The sequence below is a fragment of the Acinetobacter sp. YH12231 genome, assembly GCF_013417755.1.
GTDB classification, from domain to species: Bacteria; Pseudomonadota; Gammaproteobacteria; order Pseudomonadales; family Moraxellaceae; genus Acinetobacter; species Acinetobacter amyesii.
Genome location: NZ_VPDJ01000038.1, coordinates 1 through 14,718, shown reverse-complemented (window position 1 = coordinate 14,718; position 14,718 = coordinate 1). Strand labels below are relative to the sequence as shown.

Sequence of the window (14,718 nt, the reverse complement as noted above, 5' to 3'; positions counted from 1 at the left end):
TTATGGCGGAGCGTTAAATATGAAGAGGTGTATCTCAAAGCTTATAGCAGTGTCACAGATGCGAAAAAGCAATTGAGTGCATATTTTGAGTTTTATAATCTGAAACGACCTCATTCGAGTCTAGACATGAGAAGCACTGCTTCGCAAGGCTAAATGAGTTTTACTATGATCAGCTACCCCAACAAAACAAGGTGGCTTAACTAGAGCGGAATATCACTTATAAATACGCTTTTAGTTGTTCAAACATGTGGGACCACCTCTAAGTTTATGTATTTGGAAGTAACTATGGCCGTTGTTGAGGCATTTATTGCGACTCAAAATTGTTATTTTAACTATGAGTTTGAAGAACTTAATTTAACAGATGATTTTCCAGAAGAGCTCTCTGTATCTTTGCGGGGCATGATGTTTCGCCATGAAATTCAGTATCCCAATGCCACATATTATATTTATTACTCAGATGTTTTAACGGGTTGTGAATTACAGCGAATGAAAGATGATTGGGCGAAATATTGCCCTGCAGAATAAAATTGCGTCTAAATTTTCTATCTCCTTATAGGAGATGAGAATCCTCAGAATATATTCTGAGTTCGCAAGGGAGAGTTGGATAGTCTCATCTCCTTGCGGAGCATGCTCCTCATCTCAAAGAGAGCAGAAGTATTATAAATAAAAAACGAGGCATGAAGCCTCGTTTTTTTTGATCTATCTAAAATTAGATTTTAGAAATAAGATCTTTAATGTTTGCTGCTTGAGTTGATGCATTACCTGTATATGTTGCAGGTGTCATTTCTGCAAGACGCGCACGGTCAGCAGCTGGAACAGCTTCTAATTCGTTACCATTTACGAAATCAACCATCATTTCGCGAGTCATTGCTTGACCACGAGTTAGGGCTTTAAGTTTTTCGTAAGGTTTTTCAACTGCATAACGACGCATAACAGTTTGAATCGGTTCTGCAAGTACTTCTTGCGCATGGTCAAGGTCTTCAAGAATACGTTGAGCATTCAATTCAAGTTTACCAATACCTTTAGAGCAAGCTTCAAAAGCGATCAAGCTTTGTGCAAAACCAACACCCATGTTACGAAGCACAGTTGAGTCAGTTAAGTCACGCTGCCAACGAGATACAGGAAGTTTTTCACCAAGGTGAGCCAATACCGCATTCGCAATACCCAAGTTACCTTCAGAGTTTTCGAAGTCAATTGGGTTAACTTTATGTGGCATTGTTGAAGAACCAACTTCGCCTTCTTTCAAACGTTGTTTGAAGAAACCAAGTGAGATGTAGCCCCAAACGTCACGGTTAAAGTCGATCAAAATGGTGTTGAAACGACGTAGCGCATCAAAAAGTTCCGCCATGTAGTCATGTGGTTCGATTTGAGTGGTGTACGGGTTAAATTCTAAACCTAATGATTCAACAAATGCTTGTGAATGCGCAGGCCAGTTAATTTCAGGGTAAGCAGAGTAGTGCGCGTTGTAGTTACCTACTGCACCATTGATTTTACCAAGTAATTCAACTTGTTTGAATTGTTTGATTTGACGTGCAAGGCGGTAAGCCACGTTCGCCATTTCTTTACCCAAAGTTGTTGGGCTTGCAGTTTGACCATGTGTACGAGACAACATTGGTTGTTCAGCGTGTTGTTCAGCCAAAGCAACGATTGAATCGATGATTTGCTGCATTGCTGCAACTAAAACTTCACGGCCATTTTTAAGCATTAAAGCATGAGACAAGTTGTTGATGTCTTCAGATGTACATGCAAAGTGAATGAATTCTCCAGCATTTTTAAGCTCATCGATATGTGCGATTTGCTCTTTTAAGAAGTACTCAACTGCTTTTACATCATGGTTTGTTGTACGTTCAATTTCTTTAATGCGGTTTGCATTGTCTTCAGAGAAGTTCGCAACAATTGCATCAAGCGCAGCGTTAGTTTCAGCACTGAACGCTGGAACTTCAGTGATTTCAGGACGGTTTGCAAGTGCTTGTAACCAACGCACTTCAACAGTCACACGAGCATGGATTAAACCAAACTCAGAGAGGAAGGGACGTAGAGCATCACATTTGCTTGCGTAACGTCCATCTAATGGAGAAAGTGCGGTTAAAGCGTTCATAGCGATTCCTTAAATTTTGGAATTAAACGTAAAACAAAAAGCCCGTACTGCATCAGTTAAACCACCTGATACTGTAAACGGGCAAGATCTTGAATATCTTGTAGTAGCTTGCGCTTACTGAAAATCATACCCCATGAGCTACCACCGAGCTGACGCCATAAATGTGCCATTTGTAAGCCGGTAAATAAGGTGGCGCGAATGCGATTGGTATGAGAAGTGTCTTTAAATGCTTCGGCATTACCACGAACCATAATACGTGGATTAATTTGGCCTGCAGTTTCAATATAGGTTTGCGCTAAATTGGCAATGATACTTGGATGTAAATAATTATTATCAAAAAAGGAAAGCTGTCTTAGAATTTTTTGTTGGGATTGTTCAATGGTTTCGACAAATTTAGGATTGCTATAGACTTTCTTTTCTAACTGCAATAACGCCATCGCATACGTCATGGGTAGCTTAGTATTGGCAAGTTTAGGAAGTCTAGATTTGGGAGATGTATTGAAGGGTTGAGTAATGCTACTTTCTAAGGTTTTTAATCCCAGCGAAATATCCGCCAAGCCACTAAAAAAATCAAGCGTCTGACTAGACTGATTCGACTTAGGACGGATATTTAAACTGGCTTTAATGAGATGTTCAAAATAAAAGTTACCGCTTTCCCCGATACTCTGTTGCCCAGTCAATGCAGTCATGTGGGTCAGCTGTGTCGCTTGAAAAACAGCAGCTAACGCCAATGCACGATTTTGGCGAGTATTCAGAGTCTGAGGCTGTTGAAACGGTAACTCTGTCATCCGAAACAATCCTTATTCAATAAAATCCGGTTTAGGCGCATTGGTATGATGAATCACACCACCCCCTAAACAAACTTCACCGGTGTAGAACACCACACTTTGACCCGGTGTAACAGCACGTTGTGGCTCATCGAATTCGACACGCACACCATTTGGCGCTGTAGGGTCTTTAAATATTGTACAGTCTTGGTCAGGCTGACGATAACGAGTTTTCGCTGTGCAGCGGAAGCCTGATTCAGGAATCTCTTGTTCACCAGCCACCCAATCAATCGCTTCAGACCATAAAATGGTGCTTTGCATGAGTGGATGTTCATGACCTTGACCAACGACTAGGCGATTACCTTCGATATCTTTATGCAGTACAAACCAAGCGCCTTCTTCAGCACCTTTTAGACCACCAAGACCGATGCCACCACGTTGGCCGAGCGTATAGTACATTAAGCCGTGATGTTCACCAACCTCTTTACCCGTGTCTAGGACGATTTTTCCGGGTTGAGCAGGTAAATATTGCTTTAAGAAGTCATTAAATCGACGTTCGCCAATAAAGCAAATTCCTGTTGAATCTTTTTTCTTCGCGGTGATTAGACCTAATTCTTCAGCGATTTTACGCACTTGTGGTTTTTCAATTTCACCCACAGGGAACAAAGTTTTGTTAATTTCACGACCATGCACTGCATGTAGGAAATAGGTTTGGTCTTTGTTGTTGTCTAGACCACGCAGTAGAGGGGCATACTCTTCACCACGTGAATTTTTTAGCGTTTCACCACGGCGGCAATAGTGGCCTGTCGCAATAAAGTCAGCACCTAAGTTCACAGCATGGTCGAGAAATGCACGGAATTTAATTTCTTTATTGCAGAGAATATCTGGGTTTGGTGTACGACCTGCGGCATATTCTTCTAAGAAATGCTCAAAGACACGGTCCCAATATTCCATCGCAAAGTTTGCGGTATGAAGTTTGATTCCAATTTTGTCACAAACGGCTTGAGCATCGGCAAGATCTTCCATTGCCGTACAGTATTCCGTGCCGTCATCTTCTTCCCAGTTTTTCATGAAAAGACCTTCAACTTGATAACCTTGTTGAAGTAAAAGTGCTGCAGATACAGAAGAATCTACACCACCAGACATACCGACGATGACACGTTGTTGCATAGGATTAAGCATCCAAATTTGAAATTAAGGGAGAATTTTGGTGCTCGTAAATGAGCGATAAAGGAAATTTTTGACCTGAAAGAGCATCTTGCACAGCTTTGATGACTAATGGACTACGCGCACGGGCAGACTCAATGAGTTCATCAAGCGTCATCCATACTGCACCGACAATACCTGTGTCTAATTGTGCATCGGCATGGTGCTGAATGTCTTTAGCTAAGAAACAGAAACGGAAATAAGTACGATCAGGGAACATCGGAGGAGTATAAGTATACATGCCTAGGAGGTTCGTGATTTCTACATCGTGACCTGTTTCTTCCATGGTTTCTCGAATGGCGGCTTCAATAATGGTTTCGCCAGCTTCAACATGACCTGCAGGTTGATTAAATACAGTATGGGTCACACCTTCTGTATGTTCTTCAACAAATAGGAATTTTCCGTCTTTTTCAACGACTGTCGCAACAGTGACGTGAGCAGTCCAAGCGGTCATAGAAAAGCACCATGGGGTAAAAACGCTATTCTACAAAATTTAGGGAGCGGTGGCTACGATGGGAGGTGAATTCTTTGGATAGAGATATTTTTTAGCGTAGAAATTTATGGAACACTGTTTCATAAATGGGGTTGGAAACAATGAATCATAAAAAGTCCTGTACAGTTGATATAGGCTTTTTTTGTAATATGGATATGATTAATATTAAAAAATAATTAATACATGCACTATTTCAATTGTTACTTTCAATTGCCATTTCATAAGAACCCTGAAATTGGAACTTCATTGTTTCATCTGTAGTCGAGTTAATGAATTTTTCCATTTGTTCTTTATACTCACCATGTCCTGATTTATACATAGCTAATAAATATCCCCATTTAGCATACGGATAGGCTGGATCATCTTTGGGGATAGTCTTTAATTCATTCCTTATACCTTCTGCTACTTTACTCTGACAAGATCGCAGGTCATTTTGCGGATATTTCAAAATTTGCATTAGTTCACAGTGCTTAAATAATTTAGCTTGAGTTGGTCTCTCATTGAGTTGTTTCTTATTTAATTCATAAGCCTCTTGATACATTTCTAAAGAGAGATAAATATTCATTTCTATTTTTTCTCGCTCATTTTGAGCTTGGATTTTTTTTACATCTAATAAAATATTTTTTAATTTTTCTTTAGATTTAGGGTTATGAATGTCTATATCATTCATTAATATTCTGTATTTTTGGATGATAATATCATCTGATAGGGATATTTTTTGTTCTTCTACAACTTCATTTTTCTTTGGAATCTCTTGTGCATTAGAGCATCCAGTTATAGTGAAAACTGTACTAAAAAGAATAGTTAAAATTAGATATTTTTTCATGAAATACGTCTAGCAGCCGAAGTTAATGTGAATGTATGTGTTATAAATCTTGGATTTGGATAAATTATTCCGCCATCTAATTTGGCTTCATATCCCATTTGCATTTCAACTTTAATTAAAGACAAATTGGGCTCCGGAAGAAGAATTGTTCCTGATCCAACTAGTTCTTTCCCCTTTTCAGTATTCCAGACACCATTCCCTATTTCTAAATTTTTTTGTGAGAGTAGTTTAAAATCTCTTGCTTTTTCTCTAAATATTTTTACTGAAACAAAAGGTTTAATTTTAGCATCTCCTTTTAATGGAGGGGCTATATAGGAAACTGTTATAAATAATTCACGACCCTTTAAAATATAGCTAACAATATATTCACAAGTCCCAGAAATAGCTTGAGAAACAACTCCTACCCAACCTTTTTATCCTCATCATAAGGAAGAATTAAATTTTTGAATTTCACGTATTGTGTTCTATTTTGTTCTATATAATAATTTTCTTTGTTACGGCTAAAATTGTTTGCCAAATTATTACTTTGTTGAGATGTTGTCTGAAAATTTAAGACGGATGAATTACTAGGACCACCACTAGCTCCAACTACATGTACTTGCTTAGGGAGTAAGGTAGCACCACAAGTGAACTTATCGCCTACATAAGCTACAGCCTTGCCATCAAAAATAACGTGGTCATTACTTTTAATTAACGTAGACCAAGTTTTACATTTCGGACATGCGAAACCATCTCCAGCACGAAGAAAAAAGATTCCCCATCTGTGAACTTCTGAACTGAGTGGATATGACTGTTCCTCCGTGGCTCGTTGTAGACCCATGAATGCCGAATCCTTTAGACATTTTTTGAGTCTCCAATTGTTGTAGTCATAAAGCCTATAGGGGGTATCGCATCATGATATAAGCGTAATACATGAGATGTAATTGGACTATCAATAATTTCATCGCCATTTTCTAAAAATGAACCGATTAGAGCGGCTGATCGACCATCTACATTGAAAAGCGATCCTGCGCCAGAGATAATTTTTGCTGTTGAACCATCTAAGTATATGGCTTCATCACCTATCAATGCCAATGATATCCCTTGGACTTTAAAAGTATGATTTGATGCCCGAACAAGTCCACCATTTTTAGTTTTTGCACCGTTAAATGCTACATAATATTTTGTGTGAGGCTTATGATTCCAATATAGTTGTTCTGCCTCATGAATTTTTTTTATATCTTCTTTTGAAAGCTTTTGTAGCTGCTCTTTTGGCAGTTGATGCAAAAAAGTAGGGCTAGTCATACTATGTCCAAATATTGTAATTATATTCGAGCTTAATAAAATAAGATGACTAATAAAATTTGAAAATGTAACTAAGGAAATACTATCTAATTTTATATTTATTCTAATATATGCATTTTAGGTGCAAAACAATAAATAAATTTTTAGCATTGAAATAATGCTTTAATAAAAATTAACCTAAATAAAATCTATTTTATTTATAATTCCCCGACACCTTCACATAATTCTGCGCTGAATACGGTAAAAATGCTTTTTCTTTATCGGTTAGGGGGCGGACTTTTTTGACTGGACTGCCCACATATAAATAACCACTTTCCAAAACCTTATTTGGTGGAACAAGTGAACCAGCACCAATCATCACATCATCTTCAACAATTACATCATCTAAAATAATCGTACCTATACCGACTAAAACACGATTACCAATGGTACAACCGTGTAATTTTACATGATGACCAATTGTGACATCTTCACCAATAATCAGTGGAGAACCCTCAGGCTTATCGGCTTTTTTATGACTCACATGCAACATTGAGTGATCTTGCACATTAGAGTTTTTACCAATACGAATATGGTTTACATCACCACGAATCACAGCAAATGGCCAAACAGAGACATTTTCAGCCAATACAACATCGCCAATCACCACTGACATTTCATCGATATAGCAAGAGTCAGCAATACGTGGAACAGTGTGTAAATAAGGGCGAATGTTTTGGCTCATAGGAAAGTCATCTACAGGTTTTTAGGCATTATAAAATAAAAAAGCACCTAGACCGAAATCTAGATGCTTTCACTTTAGTCTTAAAGCTCAGTTTTCATTAAACTTAGAATAAGTTGCTAAAGAATTGTTTGATGTGATCAATCATTTTTGCAAAGAAACCAGCTTCTTCAACATTTTGTAGAGCTACAAGTGGTTTTTCAGCAATGACTTTGCCATTAAGCGTTGCAACGTATTTACCAACCACTTGACCTTGTTTTAAAGGAGCAGTCAATTTAGGTTGAACAACCAATTGAGTTTTAATGGCGTTCGCTTCGCCTTTAGGCATTGTCACGTTAAAGTTTTCAGCTAGGCCAACTTGAACTTCATTGTCTTTACCGTACCAAACTTTTGCTTTAGCAAGCACTTGTTTAGCAGGTTGAACTTTTACAGTTTCAAAGTTTGCATAACCCCAAGCTAAAATTTCACGTGTTTGAGATGCACGCTCGTTCATGCTTGGCGCACCAAAGATCACTGAAATTAAACGTAATGGACCACGTTTAGCTGAAGTTGTTAAGCAATAGCCAGCCTCTTCAGTATGACCAGTTTTCAGACCATCTACACTTGGGTCAGTATAAAGCAGGGCATTACGGTTGCCTTGCTTAATGCCATTGAACGTAAATTCTTTTTCAGAGTAGATCGGATAGTATTTTGAACTGTCATGAATGATATGTTGCGCAAGAGTAGCCATATCTTTGGCAGTCGAGAAATGACCTTCAGCTGGCATACCTGTCGCATTGATGAATTGAGTATTCACCATGCCAATACGTTTTGCTTCTTGGTTCATCATGTGGGCAAAGGTGCCTTCATTGCCAGCAATATGTTCTGCCATAGCTTTAGAAGCATCGTTACCCGACTGAATGATAATGCCACGTAACATTTCTAATGCAGTTGCAGTACCGTTGAGCGGAACGTACATACATGACTCAGTGCTGCTGCCGCGACACCAAGCCGACTCATTCATACGTACTTTTTCATTTTCAGTTAGTTCACCGCTTAATAACTTTTGCTCAATGATGTAACTGGTCATCATTTTTGTCATTGAAGCAGGAGCTAATTTTTCGTTTTCATTTTTAGAAGCAAGGATTTGCCCTGTCTCATAGTCCATCAGCACATAAGATTTATTATTTAATTCAGGTGGTGCAGAAAGGACAGTTGCCGCGAATGAAAAACTAGGTGCAAGTAGTAATGCGGCAAGGGCGGTTTTTCGGGTCATTCTGGGTGGTTCCAATAACTTAGGTATAAGCACAAAGAGCCTAGCATTTTAGGACAAAGCTAGGCGGACTGCTATGGGGTGCAAGCGCTTATTTTAAAAGTATTGTAACCAATTGGTATTATTTGCTGTAAGCAGTCAATTCTTTGCAAATCGCACCATTTTTCTTGTCACCAGCTTTCTTCGCATCAGACTGCGCTTCTTTTAAAGCTTCTTTAAAACTTTTTTGTTTGCTGAGCTGTTGTAAAGCATTTACAGGGTACTTTTCATTCGGCATATATTCTTTGGCTAATTTTGCATAACCCGCTTCAAACTTCGGCTGATCTTTGTCATTCACCAGTTTTGGACAGACTTCAGAAAGTACATAAATAGCTGCAAGTTCTTGACTGGTCACTTGAGGTGTAGGTGTCACTTCAATTTTTTCATCTGCGGCATGTGCAGACATGGTAGTGAACGCAAAAGCAGAAAGGCTAAGGGCACAAAGAGATTTTACAAAAGAGTTTTTCATTTAAATAACCTGTGAAATAACTTAAAAGATATCAAATAGCTAACATTTATTTGCCTAGCTTAATCATATTTTGGGTAGAGATCAGTAGAAAATTGTATTGAAGCTGTTTAAAAATCAATACATTGTGAAAGAAAAAAGGATGAGGCTATAAAGCGTCATCCTTTTTTGGGCGGGTTTGATGCAATTAGGACTAACCTATTCAGAGGGCGTCCAAATCAGATTGATCAATTAACCTTCATAACTTAAAACGTCATCACAAACTGATTTTTGTTCAGCTTTATCAGTTTCTTTAGCAGCTTGACGAGCTTCTTCAAGAACTGATTTATATTCGCTGTCAGACTGTAGTTTTTCTAAAGTCATTGATTTATCAGAATAATCAGCAAGATATGTTTTAGTGAGTGCTTGAATGTTGGCATCAAATTTTGCATTTTGACCAATAATCGCAGGGCATACTTCTAACATGACTTGTGCAGATGCAATGTCTTCTTTTACGATGGTATTGGCTTCTTCTTGAGTGAAGTCATTGTCTGCGACCACAGTTTGAGTCATGCAAGCTGCTAGAGCAAAGCCCAATAAACCACGAAGTGCTACGGTTTTATTCATTTTGTACACACACATTTATGCTGGATGTTGAAATGTAAATATATATAATTATTCATATATTTCAATAAAATGTTCTTGCGAGTCATTTTTAATTTTTTAGTAATGGAAATTTAGTTGTGAATATATTAATTGCCAATGATGATGGCGTTTTTGCTCCCGGTATCCAAGCTTTAGCACATGCATTGCGTCCTCTCGGTCGTGTGGTGATTGTTGCACCTGAAAGTGAACGCAGTGGTTTTTCAAGTGCACTGACTTTAGATCGACCATTACGACCTGTCGAAATTGCACCAAATATGTGGGCGGTAAATGGCACACCTGCGGACTGTGTGTATTTATCAATGAATGGTCTGTTCGATTTTGAATTTGATTTGGTGGTGAGTGGGATCAATAGCGGCGCAAATCTGGGTGATGATGTGCTGTATTCAGGGACGGTCGGTGCCGCATTTGAAGGTCGTCTAATGAAACAACCTGCGCTAGCCGTGTCTTTGGCTGGGCCGAATGTGCGTAGTTATAACAACCCTGAAGATTATGCCGTAGCTGCACAATGGGTGCATGACTTTATTGCCAATGGCTTACCTGCGCTACCTGCACGACATATTTTTAATATCAATATTCCAGATGTCGCTGAACTTCAAGGCACTAAAGTGACCTATCAAGGGCGACGTTTACAGTCCAAACCGATTACCAGTCATGTAGACCCGCGTGGTCGTCAAGTCTATTGGATTGGCTTGGCAGGTGAGGCTGTGGCAGAGCCTAAAAAAGGCTTAACGCATATCGAATCAGACTTCTTTGCAGTTGCAAATGGTTATGTCAGTGTAACGCCTATACAAATGGATGCTACAAACTATGAGATTTTGAATAACTTGCACTCAGAGTTATCTAAATCTTAAGTATTAATGTTATAACTTTGTGAAAATGGTTATGCCGCAACTTTTTTAGAGTGGATTTTTGCTAATCTTAGCCCATTCATAATGACTATATTTGAATTATTAGTGAGGAAGATGATGTCCCTGGTGTCACAATATCGCGTTATTGCCGCTCCTGCAGCATTATTTAAGACCCTTGTTTTATCTGCTGCGGTTGTTACGACTTTGGTCATGACTGGCTGTGCGTCAAAACCACAAATTAATAATGCGACCCGTTATGCGACTGCTCCGGATTATTATACAGTTCGTTCGGGAGATACTTTAAGTGGCATTGCAGCTCGCTATGGTTTGAGCTATGTCAGCATCGCAGAAATGAACGATATTGCCCAGCCTTATCGCATCTATGTTGGACAATCCATTCGCCTTAAAAATAGTGGCTCTCGTCGTACGACGTCTACACAAGCCATGACTCAAGCGGCACCAATTCAACGCCAAACGATTGCAATGCCAACGCAAACAGCGCCCGTGACTCAAGCTTCAACCACACCATCGACAGTGACGCGAACTACAGTTCCAACGCCTGTGGTCAGTTCTTCAAGTTTACGTTGGGTGAGTCCAGTATCGCGTCCTACGGTATTACAAGGCTATAACTTAGCATCGAATGTGAAAGGAACACGTTACGTAGGTAATACAGGTGATCCTATTTTTGCAGCAGCTGATGGTCAAGTGGTCTATGCCGCCGATGGTCTTAAAGAGTACGGCAATTTAATTTTGGTGAAGCATATTAATGGCTATATCACTGCATATGCACATAACAGTAAAATGAATGTCAAAAGTGGCGATACTGTGAAAGCAGGGCAGCAAATTGGTGAGATGGGTTCATCGGGTACCAACCGCACGATGCTTGAGTTCCAAGTGCGTTTAGATGGTAAACCAATCAATCCAACTTCAGTTTTACCAAATAATTAAATATATAATGCAAAAGCAAAATATCCCCGTATAATACAATGAGTTGCTTTTATCGAAAGATGAAGCTTCTCATAAGTTTATGAGGGAAATTTATGTTAGATCAACTTCGAGCAATGGGTGTCTTTGCTTGCGTTGTGGAAAAAAATTCGTTTAGCGGTGCTGCTCGTGAGTTAGGTATTACCACGAGTGCCGTGAGTCAGCAAATCCGCTCACTAGAGCAGGATATGGAAGTCATTCTTTTACATCGTTCAACACGTAAGTTAAGTTTGACAGAAGCTGGACAAGCTTTTTTTCATAGTTGCCAAGAGATGCTATCTGCCGCAGAGCGCGGCAAAATTCGTATCAATGAACTTCGTGACGACTTAGTCGGTGAATTACGTATTGCATCGACACCAGAAATTTGTGCGAATCATGTGATTCCTGCATTGTCACATTGGATGTCGGCACATCGCGGTTTATCCGTTCATCTAGAAGCAGATAATCAATATATCGACTTAATTGATGGCCGCATTGATATTGCGTTACGAATGAGTTCAAAAATTGATGATCAACAGTTTCATGTGGTGCCATTGGCACATGTTGAACAAGTTCTCGTTGCAGCACCAAGCTATATCAACCAAACCAGTTTAATTACACGACCAGAAGATTTACAAAATCATGATATGGTTCAAATAAATTTGGTTAAAAACTTTCAGCATTTTGCATTTGAAAATGCAGTGACTAAAGAGCAGGTTGCATTGGATGTGCACTCCCGATTTACAACAAATAATGTATTTGCTGCAAAAGCAATGTGTCAACAAGGACATGGCATTGCAAGAATATTATATCTAGATACGCAAAAAGACTTATTAAACGGTTCTCTTGTTGAAGTTTTACCAGAATGGCGTTTACCATCATTTACTCTATATGCGGTGATGTCTAAACGTGATCAACAGCCTACTAAAATTCATCGTTGCCTAGATGCATTAAAATTGTATTTCAGTCAATTACCAGGCGGACGTGTATACCAAGAAGCCTCATAAAAACAAAAAAATTTGAAGAAGATATAAAAAAAGCCGCAATTAGCGGCTTTTTTTACTTTCGGCACATATTACGCTAGAAAGTTTTTCACCATTTTAACAATGCGTTCAATCAAGATATCCGCTTGTTTTTTATTGATGTTCAGCGTAGGTAATAAACGAATCACAGAGCCTGCTGTTACGTTAATAATCAAGTGATGCTCATCACGTGCAATATTCACAAGTTCGCCACATGCTTTAGGTAATTCAATGCCGACCATTAAACCAAAACCACGAACAGTCACGTTTTGCTCTGCAAGTTGCTCTGTGAATTGCTCAACAAGATACGCACCCATATTTGCAGCATTTTCAACAAGGTTTTCTTTTTGAATGGTATCAATCACGGTATAAACCACACGTGAACCTAATGCTGTACCGCTATAAGTTGAACCGTGGTTACCCGCTGTTAAAACGCCAACACCACGACCTTGAGTCATGACTGCGCCGATAGGGAAGCCATTACCCAGACCTTTAGCTGTAGTTAGCACATCAGGAACAATATTAGTGTGTTGATACGCAAAGTATTTACCTGTACGACCATTACCTGTTTGCACTTCATCAAGCATCATTAACCAGTTGTGCTGATTACAGATTTGACGAATTTCTTCTAGGTAGCTAAAACCCTGAGGTGCAGTATTTACACCACCTTCACCTTGGATCGGCTCAACCAAAATCGCTACGATGTCAGGGTGGTGAATCGCCGCTTCCTCAATCGCTTCGATATCACCGAAAGGTACACGGATAAAACCTTCAACCAATGGGCCAAAGCCTTCTTGAACTTTTTTGTTACCTGTTGCAGATAAGGTTGCCATGGTACGACCATGGAAAGAATGATCAGCAACGATAATTTTTGGTGTTGCGACACCTTGCATATGACCAAATTTACGTGCAATTTTGATTGCACCTTCATTTGATTCTGCACCACTATTTGAGAAGAAAACCTCTTCCATACCCGCAACTTCTGCTAATTTTTGCGCAGCAGCCGTTTGCCAAGGCACTTCAAATAAGTTACTGGTGTGAATGAGGGTCGCTGCCTGTTCAGCAATTGCTGCTGTAATTGCAGGATGTGAGTGACCTAAACCACAAACAGCTATCCCTGTCAGTGCGTCTAAGTATTCTGTGCCATCTGCGGTATACAGGTGAGCACCTTGACCTCGGACAAAGCTGATCGGTTGGCGGCCAAATACTGGCATCAAGTGCGATGGTTGATCAGTTTGTACTGGGGCAAGGGTAATGTTATTCATGACTAACTCTAATTTGTCAGGTGATTGAAATAATATAGAGGAGACGCCATATATATATGAGCATCAAGAGGTCTATATAAGCAAAATATGACTCACTTGAAAAGCTGAAATGTAAATAAAACGTGAAATATTGCTTTAGTCATATTGTTTTACTCAGTTTTGGGTATAATGCGAAGCAGATTTATTGAGGATATATCAATGACTGAACAAGCACGCGATACAGAAGCGTTAATTCGTGACCAAATTGCTAAACACGCAGTTCTACTTTACATGAAAGGCACTCCACAGTTTCCACAGTGTGGTTTCTCTGCGCGTGCAGTAGAAGCGCTCAGTCAAATTGGTCGTCCGTTTGCTTATGTAAATATTCTTGAAAATCAAGATATTCGCGCAACTCTTCCACAAATTGCAAACTGGCCGACTTTCCCACAATTATGGATCAATGGTGAGTTGATCGGTGGTAGCGACATTATGCTTGATATGTTCCAAAAAGGTGAATTACAACCTTTAGTTGAACAATATAGCCCAGCTCCTGAAGCTTAATTGGATGTGTATTTGATGATTTTGATCATTGGATACAGATAAAAATAGCGCCTTTAAGGCGCTTTTTTTATGACTTATTTCTCTGTACACGACAAAAATAGATAACTCATTGAAATAATGTCACAATAATTGTTTTCTAACGACGAATACTATGACACATCTCAATGAGTTATATCTTATCTTAAACAAATCTCTAAAATGGAACAAGTCACATTTAAAGTGCTTTGCGCTCATCATGCTTGTGATTATTTTAAAGCAAACATGTAATCTTTCTTCTGCATCT

The 14,718-nt window shown here is 39.1% G+C and carries 16 protein-coding genes and 3 pseudogenes; 7 read left to right on the top strand and 12 right to left on the bottom strand.

Annotated features, from left to right (window positions below; all coding sequences use genetic code 11):
- Positions 1 to 200 (top strand): annotated as a pseudogene (locus FTV11_RS16115) (integrase core domain-containing protein); the annotation flags it as partial.
- A gap of 85 nt (positions 201 to 285) precedes the next feature.
- Positions 286 to 525, top strand: a complete 240-nt coding sequence (locus FTV11_RS16110) for a hypothetical protein (protein ID WP_180004910.1) — start codon at positions 286 to 288, stop codon at positions 523 to 525.
- A 184-nt stretch (positions 526 to 709) separates the two neighbouring features.
- Here the strand turns inward: FTV11_RS16110 and purB are convergent, their stop codons facing one another.
- The 11 genes and pseudogenes from purB to FTV11_RS16055 all read right to left on the bottom strand — a co-directional run bounded on the left by purB (position 710) and on the right by FTV11_RS16055 (position 9,758).
- Positions 710 to 2,098 carry an adenylosuccinate lyase gene (purB, locus tag FTV11_RS16105; RefSeq protein WP_168379206.1) on the bottom strand — a complete coding sequence of 463 codons (1,389 nt, stop codon included), beginning with the start codon at positions 2,096 to 2,098 and terminating at the stop codon, positions 710 to 712.
- Positions 2,099 to 2,154: 56 nt separating this feature from the next.
- Positions 2,155 to 2,886 (bottom strand): high frequency lysogenization protein HflD, encoded by a 732-nt coding sequence (gene hflD, locus FTV11_RS16100; protein ID WP_218945479.1) that lies wholly within the window; start codon positions 2,884 to 2,886, stop codon positions 2,155 to 2,157.
- Positions 2,887 to 2,898: 12 nt separating this feature from the next.
- Complete coding sequence (gene mnmA, locus FTV11_RS16095) at positions 2,899 to 4,035, bottom strand: tRNA 2-thiouridine(34) synthase MnmA (RefSeq protein WP_168379207.1); 1,137 nt, start codon at positions 4,033 to 4,035, stop codon at positions 2,899 to 2,901.
- Between the two features lie 4 nt (positions 4,036 to 4,039).
- Entirely contained in the window at positions 4,040 to 4,525 is a 486-nt protein-coding gene (locus FTV11_RS16090) for an NUDIX hydrolase (RefSeq protein WP_078190179.1), read from the bottom strand.
- A 232-nt stretch (positions 4,526 to 4,757) separates the two neighbouring features.
- The gene (locus FTV11_RS16085) at positions 4,758 to 5,390 is read right to left on the bottom strand and encodes a hypothetical protein (protein WP_168379209.1); all 633 of its coding nucleotides are present in this window, start codon (positions 5,388 to 5,390) and stop codon (positions 4,758 to 4,760) included.
- A 568-nt stretch (positions 5,391 to 5,958) separates the two neighbouring features.
- Positions 5,959 to 6,232: pseudogene (locus FTV11_RS17235) on the bottom strand (PAAR domain-containing protein); the annotation flags it as partial.
- On the bottom strand, positions 6,225 to 6,674 hold the full coding sequence (locus FTV11_RS16075) for a PAAR domain-containing protein (RefSeq protein WP_168377839.1): 450 nt from the start codon (positions 6,672 to 6,674) through the stop codon (positions 6,225 to 6,227). The gene FTV11_RS16075 and the pseudogene FTV11_RS17235, both read right to left, overlap by 8 nt.
- Before the next feature lie 193 nt (positions 6,675 to 6,867).
- Complete coding sequence (locus FTV11_RS16070; protein WP_180009363.1) at positions 6,868 to 7,398, bottom strand: gamma carbonic anhydrase family protein; 531 nt, start codon at positions 7,396 to 7,398, stop codon at positions 6,868 to 6,870.
- A gap of 103 nt (positions 7,399 to 7,501) precedes the next feature.
- Positions 7,502 to 8,650, bottom strand: a complete 1,149-nt coding sequence (gene dacC, locus FTV11_RS16065) for a D-alanyl-D-alanine carboxypeptidase PBP5/6 (protein ID WP_078191838.1) — start codon at positions 8,648 to 8,650, stop codon at positions 7,502 to 7,504.
- A 118-nt stretch (positions 8,651 to 8,768) separates the two neighbouring features.
- On the bottom strand, positions 8,769 to 9,155 hold the full coding sequence (locus FTV11_RS16060; protein WP_180063508.1) for an MCR_0457 family protein: 387 nt from the start codon (positions 9,153 to 9,155) through the stop codon (positions 8,769 to 8,771).
- Between the two features lie 228 nt (positions 9,156 to 9,383).
- Positions 9,384 to 9,758 carry an MCR_0457 family protein gene (locus tag FTV11_RS16055; RefSeq protein WP_078190174.1) on the bottom strand — a complete coding sequence of 125 codons (375 nt, stop codon included), beginning with the start codon at positions 9,756 to 9,758 and terminating at the stop codon, positions 9,384 to 9,386.
- Between the two features lie 116 nt (positions 9,759 to 9,874).
- Here FTV11_RS16055 and surE point away from each other — a divergent pair, with 116 nt between their 5' ends.
- The 3 genes from surE (at position 9,875) to FTV11_RS16040 (ending at position 12,615) form a co-directional block, all read left to right on the top strand.
- Complete coding sequence (gene surE / locus FTV11_RS16050) at positions 9,875 to 10,648, top strand: 5'/3'-nucleotidase SurE (RefSeq protein ID WP_078190173.1); 774 nt, start codon at positions 9,875 to 9,877, stop codon at positions 10,646 to 10,648.
- 114 nt (positions 10,649 to 10,762) lie between these two features.
- Positions 10,763 to 11,593 carry a peptidoglycan DD-metalloendopeptidase family protein gene (locus FTV11_RS16045; protein ID WP_180026461.1) on the top strand — a complete coding sequence of 277 codons (831 nt, stop codon included), beginning with the start codon at positions 10,763 to 10,765 and terminating at the stop codon, positions 11,591 to 11,593.
- Between the two features lie 92 nt (positions 11,594 to 11,685).
- Positions 11,686 to 12,615, top strand: coding sequence for a LysR family transcriptional regulator (locus FTV11_RS16040; protein ID WP_180004878.1), 930 nt, complete (start codon positions 11,686 to 11,688; stop codon positions 12,613 to 12,615).
- Positions 12,616 to 12,683: 68 nt separating this feature from the next.
- On the opposite strand, the gene FTV11_RS16035 is transcribed toward FTV11_RS16040, so the two are convergent.
- Positions 12,684 to 13,895: an aspartate aminotransferase family protein gene (locus tag FTV11_RS16035; RefSeq protein WP_180050531.1), complete on the bottom strand. Its 1,212-nt coding sequence runs from the start codon at positions 13,893 to 13,895 to the stop codon at positions 12,684 to 12,686.
- Between the two features lie 198 nt (positions 13,896 to 14,093).
- Between FTV11_RS16035 and grxD the strand changes: the two genes are divergently transcribed.
- Both grxD and FTV11_RS16025 read left to right on the top strand, forming a co-directional pair.
- Positions 14,094 to 14,435, top strand: coding sequence for a Grx4 family monothiol glutaredoxin (gene grxD / locus FTV11_RS16030; protein ID WP_067762767.1), 342 nt, complete (start codon positions 14,094 to 14,096; stop codon positions 14,433 to 14,435).
- A 151-nt stretch (positions 14,436 to 14,586) separates the two neighbouring features.
- Positions 14,587 to 14,718 (top strand): annotated as a pseudogene (locus FTV11_RS16025) (IS4 family transposase); the annotation flags it as partial.